General features: G+C 44.0%; 13 protein-coding genes. 1 reads left to right on the plus strand and 12 read right to left on the minus strand.

Annotated features, from left to right (window positions below; all coding sequences use genetic code 11):
- The 6 genes from hcaD to hcaE form a co-directional block, all read right to left on the minus strand.
- The coding region (gene hcaD, locus WAK81_RS10550; RefSeq protein WP_422196769.1) for a 3-phenylpropionate/cinnamic acid dioxygenase ferredoxin--NAD(+) reductase subunit at positions 1–955 on the minus strand (955 nt) is incomplete at its 3' end.
- Positions 956–959: 4 nt separating this feature from the next.
- Positions 960–1925, minus strand: a complete 966-nt coding sequence (locus WAK81_RS10555) for a 3-carboxyethylcatechol 2,3-dioxygenase (RefSeq protein ID WP_422196770.1) — start codon at positions 1923–1925, stop codon at positions 960–962.
- 73 nt (positions 1926–1998) lie between these two features.
- Entirely contained in the window at positions 1999–2814 is an 816-nt protein-coding gene (gene hcaB, locus WAK81_RS10560; RefSeq protein WP_422196771.1) for a 3-phenylpropionate-dihydrodiol/cinnamic acid-dihydrodiol dehydrogenase, read from the minus strand.
- A 2-nt stretch (positions 2815–2816) separates the two neighbouring features.
- Complete coding sequence (gene hcaC, locus WAK81_RS10565) at positions 2817–3143, minus strand: 3-phenylpropionate/cinnamic acid dioxygenase ferredoxin subunit (protein WP_422196772.1); 327 nt, start codon at positions 3141–3143, stop codon at positions 2817–2819.
- Complete coding sequence (gene hcaF, locus WAK81_RS10570; RefSeq protein ID WP_180087220.1) at positions 3143–3661, minus strand: 3-phenylpropionate/cinnamic acid dioxygenase subunit beta; 519 nt, start codon at positions 3659–3661, stop codon at positions 3143–3145. The genes hcaC and hcaF overlap by 1 nt, the downstream gene beginning before the upstream one ends.
- On the minus strand, positions 3658–5025 hold the full coding sequence (gene hcaE / locus WAK81_RS10575) for a 3-phenylpropionate/cinnamic acid dioxygenase subunit alpha (protein ID WP_004278520.1): 1368 nt from the start codon (positions 5023–5025) through the stop codon (positions 3658–3660). The genes hcaF and hcaE overlap by 4 nt, the downstream gene beginning before the upstream one ends.
- Positions 5026–5306: 281 nt before the next feature.
- On the opposite strand from hcaE, the gene hcaR reads away from it, so the two are divergent.
- The gene (gene hcaR / locus WAK81_RS10580) at positions 5307–6215 is read left to right on the plus strand and encodes a DNA-binding transcriptional regulator HcaR (protein WP_422196773.1); all 909 of its coding nucleotides are present in this window, start codon (positions 5307–5309) and stop codon (positions 6213–6215) included.
- A 378-nt stretch (positions 6216–6593) separates the two neighbouring features.
- On the opposite strand, the gene WAK81_RS10585 is transcribed toward hcaR, so the two are convergent.
- The 6 genes from WAK81_RS10585 to WAK81_RS10610 form a co-directional block, all read right to left on the minus strand.
- Positions 6594–7454 carry an alpha/beta fold hydrolase gene (locus tag WAK81_RS10585; protein WP_422196774.1) on the minus strand — a complete coding sequence of 287 codons (861 nt, stop codon included), beginning with the start codon at positions 7452–7454 and terminating at the stop codon, positions 6594–6596.
- A 286-nt stretch (positions 7455–7740) separates the two neighbouring features.
- Complete coding sequence (locus tag WAK81_RS10590) at positions 7741–8991, minus strand: OprD family outer membrane porin (RefSeq protein WP_422196775.1); 1251 nt, start codon at positions 8989–8991, stop codon at positions 7741–7743.
- 429 nt (positions 8992–9420) lie between these two features.
- Entirely contained in the window at positions 9421–10440 is a 1020-nt protein-coding gene (gene dmpG, locus WAK81_RS10595; RefSeq protein ID WP_422196776.1) for a 4-hydroxy-2-oxovalerate aldolase, read from the minus strand.
- 12 nt (positions 10441–10452) lie between these two features.
- Positions 10453–11349, minus strand: a complete 897-nt coding sequence (locus WAK81_RS10600; RefSeq protein WP_422196777.1) for an acetaldehyde dehydrogenase (acetylating) — start codon at positions 11347–11349, stop codon at positions 10453–10455.
- Between the two features lie 24 nt (positions 11350–11373).
- A complete protein-coding gene (locus WAK81_RS10605; RefSeq protein WP_422196778.1) occupies positions 11374–12171 on the minus strand; it encodes a 2-keto-4-pentenoate hydratase in 798 nt (265 codons plus the stop codon).
- A gap of 407 nt (positions 12172–12578) precedes the next feature.
- Entirely contained in the window at positions 12579–13247 is a 669-nt protein-coding gene (locus WAK81_RS10610) for an HAD-IA family hydrolase (protein ID WP_422196779.1), read from the minus strand.
- Between the last annotated feature and the right edge of the window lie 228 nt (positions 13248–13475).

Genomic DNA, 13475 nt, shown 5'->3' on the forward strand with positions numbered 1-13475 from the left:
CCGGATTGGCTTTCGGATGTTCCACACCCATCACGTGACGTGCGAAGATGCCTGCCTGCAGGTTGGCATTTTCCCAGGTTTCAACGCGGCGGTGATTGCCACAGTCACGTAACTGAGTCGCAACATCGCCTGCTGCATAAATGTCAGCATTCGAGGTTTGGCAATGTTCATTGACTTTAATCGCAACATCAACGTCCAAACCTGCATCTACAGCAAGCTGTGCATTTGGCACGATCCCGATTCCGTAAACTACAGCATCGGCACGCAGCTCTTCACCGCCTTCAAGCGTTACCACGACTTCTTCACCGTCTAAACGGCAATCTGCAATCTTGGTTTCAAGACGCAAATCGACCTGGTTTTGACGATGCTGTTCCAGCAGGAATTCGCTCAGGATTTGTGGTGAACAACGGCCCATGACCATCGGACCCATTTCGATCACAGTGACCTGACAGTCTTTGTAACGTGCAGATGATGCAAGCTCAAGACCAATCACGCCACCACCGATCAGGATGATACGGCGACCGGCTTGAAGCACAGGTATCAACGCTTTTGAATCTTCCAGGTTACGCAGGGTATAGACGTGTTTACCCAAAGCATCAAAATTAGGCAAACGGCGCGCTGCACCACCTGTTGCAAGCAAGAGTTTGTCGTAAGCAACAACATCACCGTTGAGGAGTTCAACCGTTTTCGCTTCGGCATTGATTTTTGCAACGCCATTCCCGCGAATCGTTTCCACCCCTAAATCTGCCAGTTTCTGTTCTGACAAGATTTCGATCTTGGTGTCTTCAGGTTTTAGAATCACATCTTTAGACAACGGTGGACGCTCATAAGGAAGATGGCTTTCATCACCAATTAAGGTAATTTTGCCTTCATACTTGTTGCCACGAAGTTCTAAAATTGCGCTCGCACCTGCCTGGCCAGCACCCACGATCACGATGTTGTTTACGTTGCTCATTTTCTTAACCTTTTAACTCTGCAGATACGATACCGAAGCCGGCAATCCATTCGCTGATGTCTTCATAGCAATGCGTGGTCATTTCATACTCACCCATTTCGCTTAAGGCAGCGAAGGCAGCCATCCAAGAACGGACTTCCTGACCACCACGACCACCATCACGGCGGATTTCAGCTTCAGTCATCGCTTCTAATATTGCAAAATCAGCGTTCTTGAAGGTTTCCAGCAGGGCAATATCCCATTCAGCATTCAAAGGTACGGCAACTGACGTATCCCCTGCTGCCAGCTTTTGACCCACTGCAATAATTTTGGATTGACGTGCATGACGTGCTTCAGGCGTTGGATAACGACCTGCAATCAGGAACTCTTCCACTTCAGGTGGTACAGCACCCATTTGTGGTGTAGGTGGATCATGTGACAGACCACCAGTACCTAAAACAAGCACACGCTCATTTTCAAGGTTTAAAGACTTGATGTATTGACCCACAGCACGGCCCAAAGCGATGGTACGCTTGGTGGTTGGCATCGGTGCTGCAGCGCCATTAATAAAAATTGGAATCGTTGGATAACGGTCAAGTTTGCCTTCACACAGGAAATGTAAGGGCTGAGTCACGCCATGGTCGGCCTGCATACGGTATGAGTAGGCAACATCTACGCCTTCATCCAGTACACGTCGAACCAGATCTAATGCTTTGTCTTCAGGTACATCAATATGGTCATTGTCTTTACCATAATCCCAGTCACCTGCGGCTTTGGCACGGATACCCACGCAGAAACTTGGCATCAAGTCATAGAAGAAACCATTAAAATGGTCAGGACCAAAAGTAATGATCAGGGTTGGGTCGTAAGCTTTTACTTCAGCAGAGAGTTTTTCAAAAGCAGCACGAACTTTTTGCTCTTTTGATTGATCTTGAGGTGAAGCAAATTCCATTAAAGGACTGTGCGATGCACAAATAAGTTTAACGGCCATGAGAGACTCCTAGAAGGAAGGCAGCCCTGAGAGAGGAGGCTGCCGGTAAGTCCATTTGAATGAGACTAGATGTTTATTCGTCAAAGAAACCTGCACGTGGCTGACGTAGGCCACGAATACCCAGACCGCATTCTGCATTAATCAGAACACCAGTCAAAGGACGGTTGTTTTGACGAGATGCCAAGAGCACGTATGAACCGGTCATGTCTTCCGGTTCAGGCAAGAAATTCAGTGGCATGCCACGTGCAATTTTCTCAGGATCACGCGCATCGAGCAGGCCCACATTTTCCTGACCGAGCGACGCCGCGCCTTTGATATTCACATTCATACCTGACGGTGCAACAGCGTTCACTCGTACTTTAGGCGCAAGCTCGTAGGCCAGTTCTTTCATAATGCCCACTCCTGCATGCTTAGATGCAGTATATACAGGGCCTCCGCCAGCGGAGTACAGTGCTGAATTAGACAAAGTAAATATGATAGAACCTTCAGAAGCGATCAATGCATCGAGAGCAGCTTTGGCACCAAGAATTAAAGACTTGGTGTTAATACCCATGATTTCGTCGAACGCTTTTTCAAGCTGTTCACCTGAAGTATTGACGATATCGGCATAGTGATCCCAAATACCGGCATTACCAACGAAGCAATCGAGTTTGCCATAATGCTCCACAGTTGCTTGAACTGCACGAACGTTATCTGCATAGCTGGCCACATCACCTGCGATCGCAAGCACGCGGTCACCGAAATGTTCTTTCAGCGCATCAACTTTTGACTGTGAACGTTGAAGAACGGCAACTTGTGCGCCTTCTTCAAGGAAACGCTCGACCAGTGCCCAGCCTAAACCTGAACCACCACCAGTGATGAGTGCAACTTCGTCTTGTAGCCAACCCATGCTTACTCTCCTGCCATCTCTACGTATAAAGCGCCATCTTCAACAATCACTGGGAATGTTTGAATTGGATCTGTTGCTGGTAAGCAAAGTGCTTGACCAGTTTTTAAACAGAAACGCGCTGCATGAAGTGGGCACTCTACAGTACCGTCATCTTCAAGGTAGCCTTCAGACATAGACGCGTTACCGTGTGAACAACGGTCGTTCATTGCGAAGAACTCACCACCGTTGTTGAATACTGCAAGCGCATCGATACCGTTTACGCCACAATCTACTTTTAACGCTTCGCCTTCGTCTAATTCGTCAACTTGGCATACAAAAATCTTATTCATTAGAAGAACACACTCAGGTTATGTGAACTGTAAGTAACTTGGTCAAGCGTGATCTTACGGTTGAAGATTTGGAAGTCTAAGCCACCTTCAACTTTACGGATCTTGTCATGACGTTTACCGCAGTAAATGACAATGTCTTTCTCTTTTTGCGTACGATATAGCAAATAGGTTACGTATACGTCGTATTCGCCTTCAACTTCAGTTGGCTCTACGATCACGTTGCTCACCATGTGGGTGGTACGTGATGGAGGCTCTTCAGCCCAAGCCATACCGGTTTCCAGACGCGCTACACGACGCTCTAAAAGGTCTTTCGAATCGTTGAACACCCAGGTCGTCGGTGGTTCAACTGAACGACGACGGTCACGGGTTTGTGCGTTTGGTGTGGTACGTAGCGTGTAAGAAATATCTTCAGCTAAGGTATCTAACCACTCGCGGAATTTCCAATCGTCAAGCAGCTTTGCTTCACGGTAAAGGAACTGACTAATTTGGTGATGAAGTTCTAAGCTGATTTGACTCATTTCATAAGCTCCTTCTCATATTCGTCAGCTGCTTTTTCCACGTCTTCCCATTTCTCATGGATCAATAAATCTGCCCAGCGGCGGTACATACCACGTGCTGCAGTTTCAGAGAAAATGTAGTTGGTGATCCCCGGGATACCATCTTCACGTACTTTTTCGTTGCCTTTACCCATTTCCATAATGAGTTTGTTTTGACGCGCTTTATAACCACGTAAAACTTTTTGGATCTCGATCCAGTTTTCAGAGTCATCTTGCTCTAGGAAACCGGCTGGACCAAAGGCACGCGTTGCAGAACGTTCAAACGCTTCTTTCACTTCTTGAGACGCTTCAGCATCAGCAATACAGAATGCCCACACTTCAGTTTTGTTTGGACCACGTGGGTGCCATACGCGAAGTGTTGCAGTACCGTTCAACCAAGACAAAGTTGGGAACATAGTGTTGTGACCTGCAAGACGCAGTGCACGAGTTTCGCCTAGGCGCTCTTTAACTTCGTCGTAAGTTTCGCGGAAGTAGTTGGCAACTTCACCGTCAACCCATACGTTTGCGTCTGGTTTCTCTGTGAAGAAGAAGCCTGAACCGTGACCACGTGAACCGTATTGGATCGCGTCTTTGGCAGTTTCCCAAACTGGACGAGCAGTTTGTGCAGCACCTAATTTCTTAGATGATTCGTCGTCTGGTTTTGCACCAAGCACCTGAATTGCAGATGCATGAGAGAACAATGCGTGGTATTGGTCAGATGCGAATTGTTCAGCCGCAAATTTCCAGTTACACTCGATTTCCCACTTGTGGACACCACCAATAATTTCAGTACCACCTGGACGACGGTCAACAACGCCATCTAAGTACCAAGCAATATCGCCCATGTATTCTTCTAGGTCAGGTGTGGTTTCATCCCAACAAGCGAATACCAAGCCTTTGTAAGACTTCACACGATTCACTTCAACCAGACCCCATTGCTCTTTACATGCACCATGTGGGTAAGCACGATCTTCAAGCGGGATATCTTTTAAAGAACCGTCAATGCCGTATGACCAGCCATGGTACGGGCAAGTAAATGCACGGGTATTACCACAGTCAGCGAAGCTTACACGCATAGAGCGGTGACGACACTGGTTTAAAAATGCTTTGATTGAGCCATCTTTTTGACGTGCCACAATGATCGGATCTTCACCCATGTAGGTGTTGAAGAAATCACCAGCCTTAGGAATTTGGCTTTCATGGCAAAGGAATAACCAAGTACGACCGAAAACACGTTCGAGTTCTAATTCGTAAATGTCAGGATCTGTATAAATAGATGGCGTAATACGTCCATTTTGTGCATCGACTAAAGCATCGATTTCGCGCACATCAATTTTTCCACTCATGAAAAGCTCTCCTGTGACCTATCTTTGGCACAAAGTAATAGACTCAACTTTTCAACGATGATGGATTTGACAGCGTTTTTCGGGAAATATTTTTTTTGTTTCAATTAAGAGCTTAAAGCAATTATTAAGCACGTGAATTTTTATATTAAAACATCTATTAATCCCGCCAGAGCATTTAGTTTATGAATGGGAAAATAATCTTCACGACATAGTTGTTTATAGATTATACTTTGAGGAAATTATAGTAAGACATTTTTTGGATTACTCTTTGGGTTGATGACATGGAATTACGACACCTTCGCTACTTTATCACCGTTGCTGAAGAGCTCAATTTTAGTAAGGCAGCACTTAAACTTTATACGGCTCAACCCTCACTTAGCCAGCAAATCAAAGACCTGGAAGAAGATGTCGGGGTAAAGCTACTCAACCGAACCAAACGTAAAGTAGAGCTGACCGAAGAAGGTGCCGTATTCCTGGAACAGGCCCGTCTCACCCTGGCACAGGCGGACAAAGCGGTTGCCATGGCACGTCAGGTGTCACAGGCCAAGCAGCAAATGCTCCGCATCGGTTTTGTACCAGTGGCCGAGATGAAAATCTTCCCGTATATCTTGCCAAATTTACGTGTACAGAACCCGGATTTAAAAATTGAACTGCTCAGCCTGAACAACAATGAGCAAATGCGTTTGTTAAAAAAAGGCGATCTGGATCTGACCTTTACCCGTCATAATTTCAATAGTGATGAAATTGAAAGCCAGTTCGTGATTCGTGAACCGCTGATTTTTCTCCTGCCTAAAGATCACCCTTTAGCAAAATACGAAAGAATTCCTATTAAAGCATTGAATGGTATTGATTTTATTATTCCATCAGCAGAGCAGTCATTGACCCTGAACCAGGCGATTCTGGACTTTGCCAAAGCCAATGGCATTGAATTCAATATTGTGCAAAAGGCCGATAATATTTTATTTAATATCAACTCGATTGGAATGGGCTTGGGCTGTACCATTTTGCCTGGCTATATTGCACCGCTGACTATGGACAATACCGTGATTCGTCCGCTGGACGTGGAGTTGCCATATTTAGACCTGTATGTCAGCTACCATAAAAACAACAAATCCTATGCCGTCAGCAAATTTCTTGAACTTTTGACCCGTGTGTTCTATCTGGATATTAACCGTAGCGAACAAAATTAGTCCTATTTCTTCCCTGCATTAGGCATATGCCATTCAACTTTTGATAGGCATGTGCTTTTTTTTTATTATTTTATGCTTAAGAATTCGTTTTTAATTCAATTTTGTGATAAAGAATCTATTTCTAGTGCTTAAATTTGTTACTTGACCTCGACCAAAATTGTGTATTTTTAGCTCTAAATGCGCTGCATTTACCACTTAAGTCTAATAAATTTTCATTCGGATTTTTCTCAGTTTAAATAGCTCAAACCTATAAAAATTATTAGATTTTTAGATTTATTCAAATAAATGAGAATTAAACTCATTTAGATGCGCTACCTCAAATATTTTCGATATAAAAAAGGATGACCGAAGCCATCCTTTTTTAAAACTACATCGAGCTTATTTTACGCCGTGTACAGTCAGGTAGTTTTTGATCACAGTGTTGAACTCCTCTGCTTTTTCAACTTGAGACCAGTGACCGCATTGGCTGAAGATATGTGCATCAGCATTTGGCACGATGTTCAGGATGTCCCAAGTACGAGAAACTGGAATCACCACGTCCTGCGTACCATGAATCAGTAATACAGGCACAGTAATGTCTTTCATTTTTTCGAAGTCTAATGGGAATTCGAAACGGTCACGGTCACGTGCACCAACCACATCCATTAAACGATTTGATGCATAGTCATTTGCAGCAGAAGCAAAACGTACTTTTACCAGTTCATCAGTAATCAGGTCTTTGTTCACGACAAACATAGAAAGAGTTTTCTTGATCCCTTCTTCTGTAAGAACTGGGTTTGCGTGAGCTTTGAGTGCAGCAGTCTGTTTCGCACCGCCCGTACCCATAGACACGATACCCAAAATGCGATCTGGATAATCCAATGCCATCTGGAATGCTAACCAGCCACCCAGAGAGTTACCGACCAACCAGGTTTTTTCGATACCCAAAGCGTCTAGCGTACGGATCGCATGATCTACCCAGGCACGGATACCATATTCAGTACCCGGCGCAACGACTGTTTGGCCATAACCAATGGTATCAATCGCGATACAACGTGCCTGCTCACCAATTTGTGGCAGGTTTAACCACCAGTTTGCCGCGGCCGATACACCTGTACCTGAACCGTGTAAAAATAGAATAGGCGTACCTTCACCAATTTCGTGGTAATGGGTCAACTCGCCTTCAGCGGTTTCAATCCATTTGTCTTCTAAGCCAAAGAATGGATCTGTTTGATAGTCAGGGATTTGAACAGTGCTCATATTGCTTCCTCTTACAGTCTTTCGCTTGCGTGTCCCTCTATTTTCAAGAATTCGACGTCAAGTTGACTCATTAAAATGACTTGTGTACACCCTTATATTAACCGCTCAGCCGTAGCAAACTGATACAAAATTACGATTGCACCCTACAAAATAGATATAATTTAAGTGTTTGTTTTATCTATTAATTTAAAATAAAACCCTACTCAATCTAAGCCTTTAATGAAACAATGGAACGCTTAAAGCAAAAAGCAGCCAGAAGACTGACTGCTTTTAAAATATACGAGTATTAGAATTTATGGGTATAAGTGGTGGCGACACGGTATTCTTGCAGGTCTGGTTTTGCTGGATTGGCAAAATTCACATCAATATACATCGCCTGTACACCCAAACCTTTTAATTTACCTTCTGGCACAGTGTAGTTCACGATGGCATTCACTTCATCCGTATTGAAGTTTTGATCACCTGATTTAGCATCATAACCTTTGAAATACACGGCAGTTGCGTTTAGCCCTTTTGCACCCATTTCAGAAAAATCATAGCCATAAGAAACACTCCATGACTTTTCTTCTGGCGCGGTAAAGGTTGCTACCCCCCAGTTCGCCAGATAAGGCTGTGGCACCCAACCACCCAATGTCGGGAATGGGCTATCACCAAACATTTGCTGGTAACCCACACCTACAGTATGTGCACCATGATTCACTTTTGCAGCGACAGATACAGCCTGGTTATCAATCTCACCATACAGCTTGTCACCTGACTCCGAGTTATCGAAGTAACGGATATGGCTATCTAATCTGGTTTTTTCACCGAGCGCAGTTTTGTAATTGACACCCAGATAATGCTGCTGGTAAATGTCTTGAACATCGGCATACCAGTAACTAGCACCTACTTCTTTCGTCAGTTGGTGATCTATACCCGCAATCCACATGCCATCAGCTTCAGCACCCGTATCATAGAAACTTGGTGGAGCAAATTTAGTTAAATCACGGAACTGGTTGTCATAACGGTTATTAATGCCATCAATATACGCAAGAGTTAACTTGGTATCTTTAAGGTCTTTAGACTCTAACCAGACACCACTATAAGTCGTCAATAACTGACGGGATGGATCGAATACCAAGACTGGAGATACCGGCAATAACTCGCCGACTTTCAGTTCAGTTTGTGACACTTTGGCTTTTAAAGTCGCGCCAACTTTACCGAAATGGTCTTTTGATTCTTTGCCATCATGCGGTAAAACCCAATCCGGATTTTTATCACGGCCATTGAGTTTGACGGCATGTTGCACCAGTACATCAACACCAACCTGCACACCACCACCGATATCGTGATAACCCGACTTGGCATCCAGAGTCACGCCTTGTGACCAAGAACCCCAGTTACGTGATGAATAGTCATCTTGATACTGACGGTCTAGATAAAAGTTTTTAAATTTGAGTTGAACATTGCTGTCGTCAATAAAGTCTGCATTCGTTGCAGTTGTCCCTAAAGTTGCTGTCGCAGCAAGCATTGCAATCCATAAATTGTGACGACGCATGATGAGTTCCCCATTCAGCTGATAAAATCCATGCCGCCATCATGCGCAAGTCGGTTTAAATAAAAAATCCGACCACAGTATTAAACTTTTACTCTTTTAGCTCTCCATATTCCAAACCCAGATTTAAGCGCTCAATCTCTTAGATTTTAAACCGATTAAAGAAAATAAAAATTTGACCAGATATTTAATTTAATTTTTTGTTTCCTCTATTAATAAGAGCAATTTTTTTAAAAACTTTAAGATAATATTTTTTATTTATCGTTTTTATGTTTAAGGAAAAAATTAAACTAAAATAATCTTCACATAGTACTATAATTAAAATATCTGAGATCAGAGTTTTAATATATTATTAAATCTACTTCATAATAAAAAAGCATCCACTTTGGATGCTTTTTTATTAGCCTTATTTTAATACTACGGTATTAAAAATTAAGCTTGTAACTCACGCGCTTTAGACATGGTCAATGCCAAGTCTTCAATCATGTCTTCCTGACCACCTACCGTACCACGGCGACCAAGTTCCATCAGGATTTCACGCGCAGATACGCCATATTTCGCTTCAGCACGTTTCGCGAACAATAGGAATGACGAGTAAACCCCTGCATAACCTAAAGTTGCCGCATCACGGTCTGCACGAATTGGATTGTGCATCATTGGAATCACTAGATCTTCAGCAACGTCTTGTACTTTAAACAAGTCAACGCCAGTGTCCATACCCATACGGTTTGCCACAGCGATAAACAGCTCAAGTGGTGTGTTACCCGCACCAGCCCCCAAACCTGCAGATGCCAAATCGACACGTACCGCACCTGCTTGAACCGCAGCAACAGTATTCGATACACCCATACCTAAGTTGTGGTGACCGTGGAAACCAAGCTCAATGCTTGGGTCCAAGTGTTGACGTAAATGACCTACACGGTCGATCACATCCTGCGGAAGCATATAACCTGCTGAGTCTGTCACGTAAATACAGTTTGCACCGTAAGACACCATCTTGTTTGCTTCTTCAAGCAATTTTTCAGGTGTTGCCATGTGAGCAAGCATTAAGAAACCGACGGTGTCCATTTCTAGTTTACGTGCAGCGGTGATGTGCTGTTCAGAACAATCCGCTTCAGTACAATGCGTCGCCACACGAATGGTAGAAACACCAATTTCATGTGCCATTTTCAAATGGTCAACCGTACCGATACCCGGAAGAAGAAGTGCAGATACTTTTGCATTCTTCATACGTGGCACAACAGCAGACAAATATTCTTCATCTGTTGCAGCAGCAAAACCGTAGTTCACTGATGAACCGCCCAGGCCGTCACCGTGAGTAACTTCAATTAAAGGTACGCCGGCATCATCAAGTGCGGTTGAAATCGCAATCATCTGCTCAACAGTAGTTTGATGGCGCTGCGGGTGCATACCATCACGTAAAGTCATATCATGAACAATAATCTTAGACATTTTGGTATTCCTTTAAGCTTCGGCGGTGTTGAACACGTGTTCTGCAAACATTTCTGCAGTACGTGCAGCTGCTGCAGTCATAATATCCAGGTTGCCTGCGTATTTCGGCAGGAAGTCACCCAGACCTTCAACTTCCAAGTAAATTGATACGCGGTTGCCATCAAATACCGGACCATTCACCAGTTTGTAACCTGGTACGTATTTTTGAACTTCCTTGATCATGGCATGTACAGATTCAGTGATCGCTGCCTGATCCGGCTCGCTTTCAACCAAGCAATGTACTGTGTCACGCATCATTAAAGGTGGCTCAGCCGGGTTAATAATGATGATCGCTTTACCTTGTTTCGCGCCACCCACTTTCTCAATTGCACCCGCAGTGGTACGTGTGAATTCGTCGATATTTTTACGCGTACCCGGACCTACAGATTTTGTCGATACAGTCGCAATGATTTCACCGTATTCAACAGGTTGAACGCGAGAAACCGCAGCTACCATTGGAATCGTTGCCTGACCACCACATGTCACCATATTCACGTTTGGCACTTCGCCCGCTTGTAGCAATGCTTCAAGATTAACTGGTGGTACACAAAATGGACCAATCGCAGCAGGCGTCAAGTCGATCATTAACATGCCGAGTTCATTCAGCTTGCGGCTGTTTTCAGCATGGACATAGGCAGAAGTTGCGTCGAATGCAATTTTGATGTCATCTTCAAGAATATGAGGAAGCAGACCATCGACACCTTCAGCTGTGGTTTTTAAGCCCATTTTTGCCGCGCGCGCAAGACCTTCAGAAGTCGGGTCAATCCCCACCATCCACACTGGTTCCAACCATTCGCTACGTTGTAATTTATAAAGCAAATCAGTACCGATATTCCCTGGACCGATCATTGCACATTTAATCTTTTTCATGAATGTACTCTCTTGGAATCTTGATTATTCAGCAGCAAATGCAGCGGTTACTGAACCGAAGCCTTCAATTTCAACTTTGAATTCATCACCTGGTTGCGCCACAACCATTGGACCAAGCGCACCCGTCAATACGATGTCGCCTTTTAACAATGGACGACCACGGCGTACCATTTCATCTGCCAGCCAAACAGCAGCATTCAATGGGTTTGCCAGACATGCTTTACCCACGCCTTGAGAAACGATTTCCTCACCGCGCGTCATCACCATCTTGCAGTTCACCAGATCAAGATTTTCTAATTTAACCGGCTGAGAACCCAAGACAAATGCAGCAGAAGATGCGTTATCCGCTACAGTATCAATCAGGCTAATTTTCCAGTTTTCGATACGGCTATCGACCACTTCAATTGCAGGCAATGCATAATCAGTTGCGCTGATAATATCTGCATACGTGTGTTTTTCTTTGGTTAAATCCTGGTTAATCACCAATGCGATTTCCGCTTCAACTTTCGGCTGAATCAGAAGGCCGGCTGGAAATGCTTCACCATCGCCATAAGCCATGTCGGCAAATAACATACCGAAATCCGGCTGATCTACACCCAGTTGCGCTTGAACGACTTTAGACGTCAAACCGATTTTACGACCCACCAGACGGCGGCCTTCAGACAAAGCACGCTCGGTATTCACTTCCTGAACGGCATAGGCGATATCTACGTCAGCACTTTCACAGCCAAGTTCTGGGCGAATCGGTGCAATCGCAGTTTGTGATAATTCAGCGCTACGAAGTGCTTGTGCAACTGATTCAACAACAGCAGAATTCGACATCAATGTTTCCTTAAACTGCAAAAATTAGGCTTATGCCGGGATCTAAGAGGGACAGAAAATATGGACATGATCAGGCTGATCATCCGCATGGACTGCCTTTCTCAGAGAGAGCATAGGAATAAACAGTTTTAGAATGGGAAAAATCCGGCGTTTGTGCCAATAGTTATTTTATTTTTTGCTATAGCTATTATCTATAAGGGGTATTTATAAAAATCAATATAAAACAATTATTTATAATTTAAAACACATCGTTATTTAGCAGAATAACTGCAATAATATGACCGAATAAAATCAGTACAATTACGACTTTAGACTAAAAGATAAGAACCAGCGCTTAAATCTGCAGCGCTCCCCAGCCAATTTAAACCGGGGAAATACTTGTTTTTCATTGCAACCAAGATAATGGATTAAACTGCTTGTTTCCATTGGACTTTAGCCAACAATGCGGTATGCAAAGCAGCCACATCATCCACGATACAGACTGGATTAAATTGAGCCAAAAGTTCAGGCTCATGCACGCCATAACTTACCCCAACACTTGGCATGGCAATATTTTTCGCCATTTCCAGATCATAAGAAGTATCACCCACCATAATCGCATGTTCAGCCTGCACACCGGTTTCCGCCAGAATTTCTTCTAACATTAATGGATGAGGCTTAGAACGGGTTTCACTGGCAGCACGCGTAGTCACAAACAGCTCCTCACTATTCGTCTGTTTTAATACACGATCCAGACCTTTACGGCTTTTCCCTGTGGCTACTGCCAGCTTCACGCCTTGCTGGTGTAAATCTGCGAGCATGTGAGCTACACCTTCAAACCAGGAATCTCCTGATGAGTTGGCAACATAATGATCGGAATAAGCCTGCAAAATATCTGTATGTAATTCTGGTACTGTCGGGAATAAACGCTGTGCGACTTCTGGCAAACCTAGGCCAATAATGCTTTTGGCGTCTTCATCAGTTAACGGTTGCTGAAATTGCTGTGCGGCAAACTGCAAACTCGCCACGATTTGACCCACTGAATCAAATAAAGTGCCATCCCAATCGAAAATGACCAGTTTTACAGGTGAGTTCATAAAAGGTTTCCTAAATTTGATGCAGTCTTGAAGCCCTCTCCTACAAGGAGAGGATTAGGGAGAGGTCTAATGCCTAGAATCTCCCCTAGCCCCTCTTTAAGAACATAGGTATCTACACATCTTTAGGTACTTAATGCAATTGTTGCGATTTCATTCAGTTCATCTATTGAATATTCCGAGAGCAGTTGAAGAGTGTTCAGTAAAATCGAAAGTCCTGCCAATATTGCA

The sequence above is a fragment of the Acinetobacter sp. genome (genome assembly GCF_049284435.1).
GTDB lineage: Bacteria > Pseudomonadota > Gammaproteobacteria > Pseudomonadales > Moraxellaceae > Acinetobacter.

Bases quoted from the DNA above. Each gene is read 5' to 3' on its own strand.
- WAK81_RS10555 (WP_422196770.1), bottom strand. From the start codon at position 1,925: ATGGCCGTTAAACTTATTTGTGCATCGCACAGTCCTTTAATGGAATTT.
- hcaB (WP_422196771.1), bottom strand. From the start codon at position 2,814: ATGGGTTGGCTACAAGACGAAGTTGCACTCATCACTGGTGGTGGTTCA.
- hcaC (WP_422196772.1), bottom strand. From the start codon at position 3,143: ATGAATAAGATTTTTGTATGCCAAGTTGACGAATTAGACGAAGGCGAA.
- hcaF (WP_180087220.1), bottom strand. From the start codon at position 3,661: ATGAGTCAAATCAGCTTAGAACTTCATCACCAAATTAGTCAGTTCCTT.
- hcaE (WP_004278520.1), bottom strand. From the start codon at position 5,025: ATGAGTGGAAAAATTGATGTGCGCGAAATCGATGCTTTAGTCGATGCA.
- hcaR (WP_422196773.1), top strand. From the start codon at position 5,307: ATGGAATTACGACACCTTCGCTACTTTATCACCGTTGCTGAAGAGCTC.
- WAK81_RS10585 (WP_422196774.1), bottom strand. From the start codon at position 7,454: ATGAGCACTGTTCAAATCCCTGACTATCAAACAGATCCATTCTTTGGC.
- WAK81_RS10590 (WP_422196775.1), bottom strand. From the start codon at position 8,991: ATGCGTCGTCACAATTTATGGATTGCAATGCTTGCTGCGACAGCAACT.
- dmpG (WP_422196776.1), bottom strand. From the start codon at position 10,440: ATGTCTAAGATTATTGTTCATGATATGACTTTACGTGATGGTATGCAC.
- WAK81_RS10600 (WP_422196777.1), bottom strand. From the start codon at position 11,349: ATGAAAAAGATTAAATGTGCAATGATCGGTCCAGGGAATATCGGTACT.
- WAK81_RS10605 (WP_422196778.1), bottom strand. From the start codon at position 12,171: ATGTCGAATTCTGCTGTTGTTGAATCAGTTGCACAAGCACTTCGTAGC.
- WAK81_RS10610 (WP_422196779.1), bottom strand. From the start codon at position 13,247: ATGAACTCACCTGTAAAACTGGTCATTTTCGATTGGGATGGCACTTTA.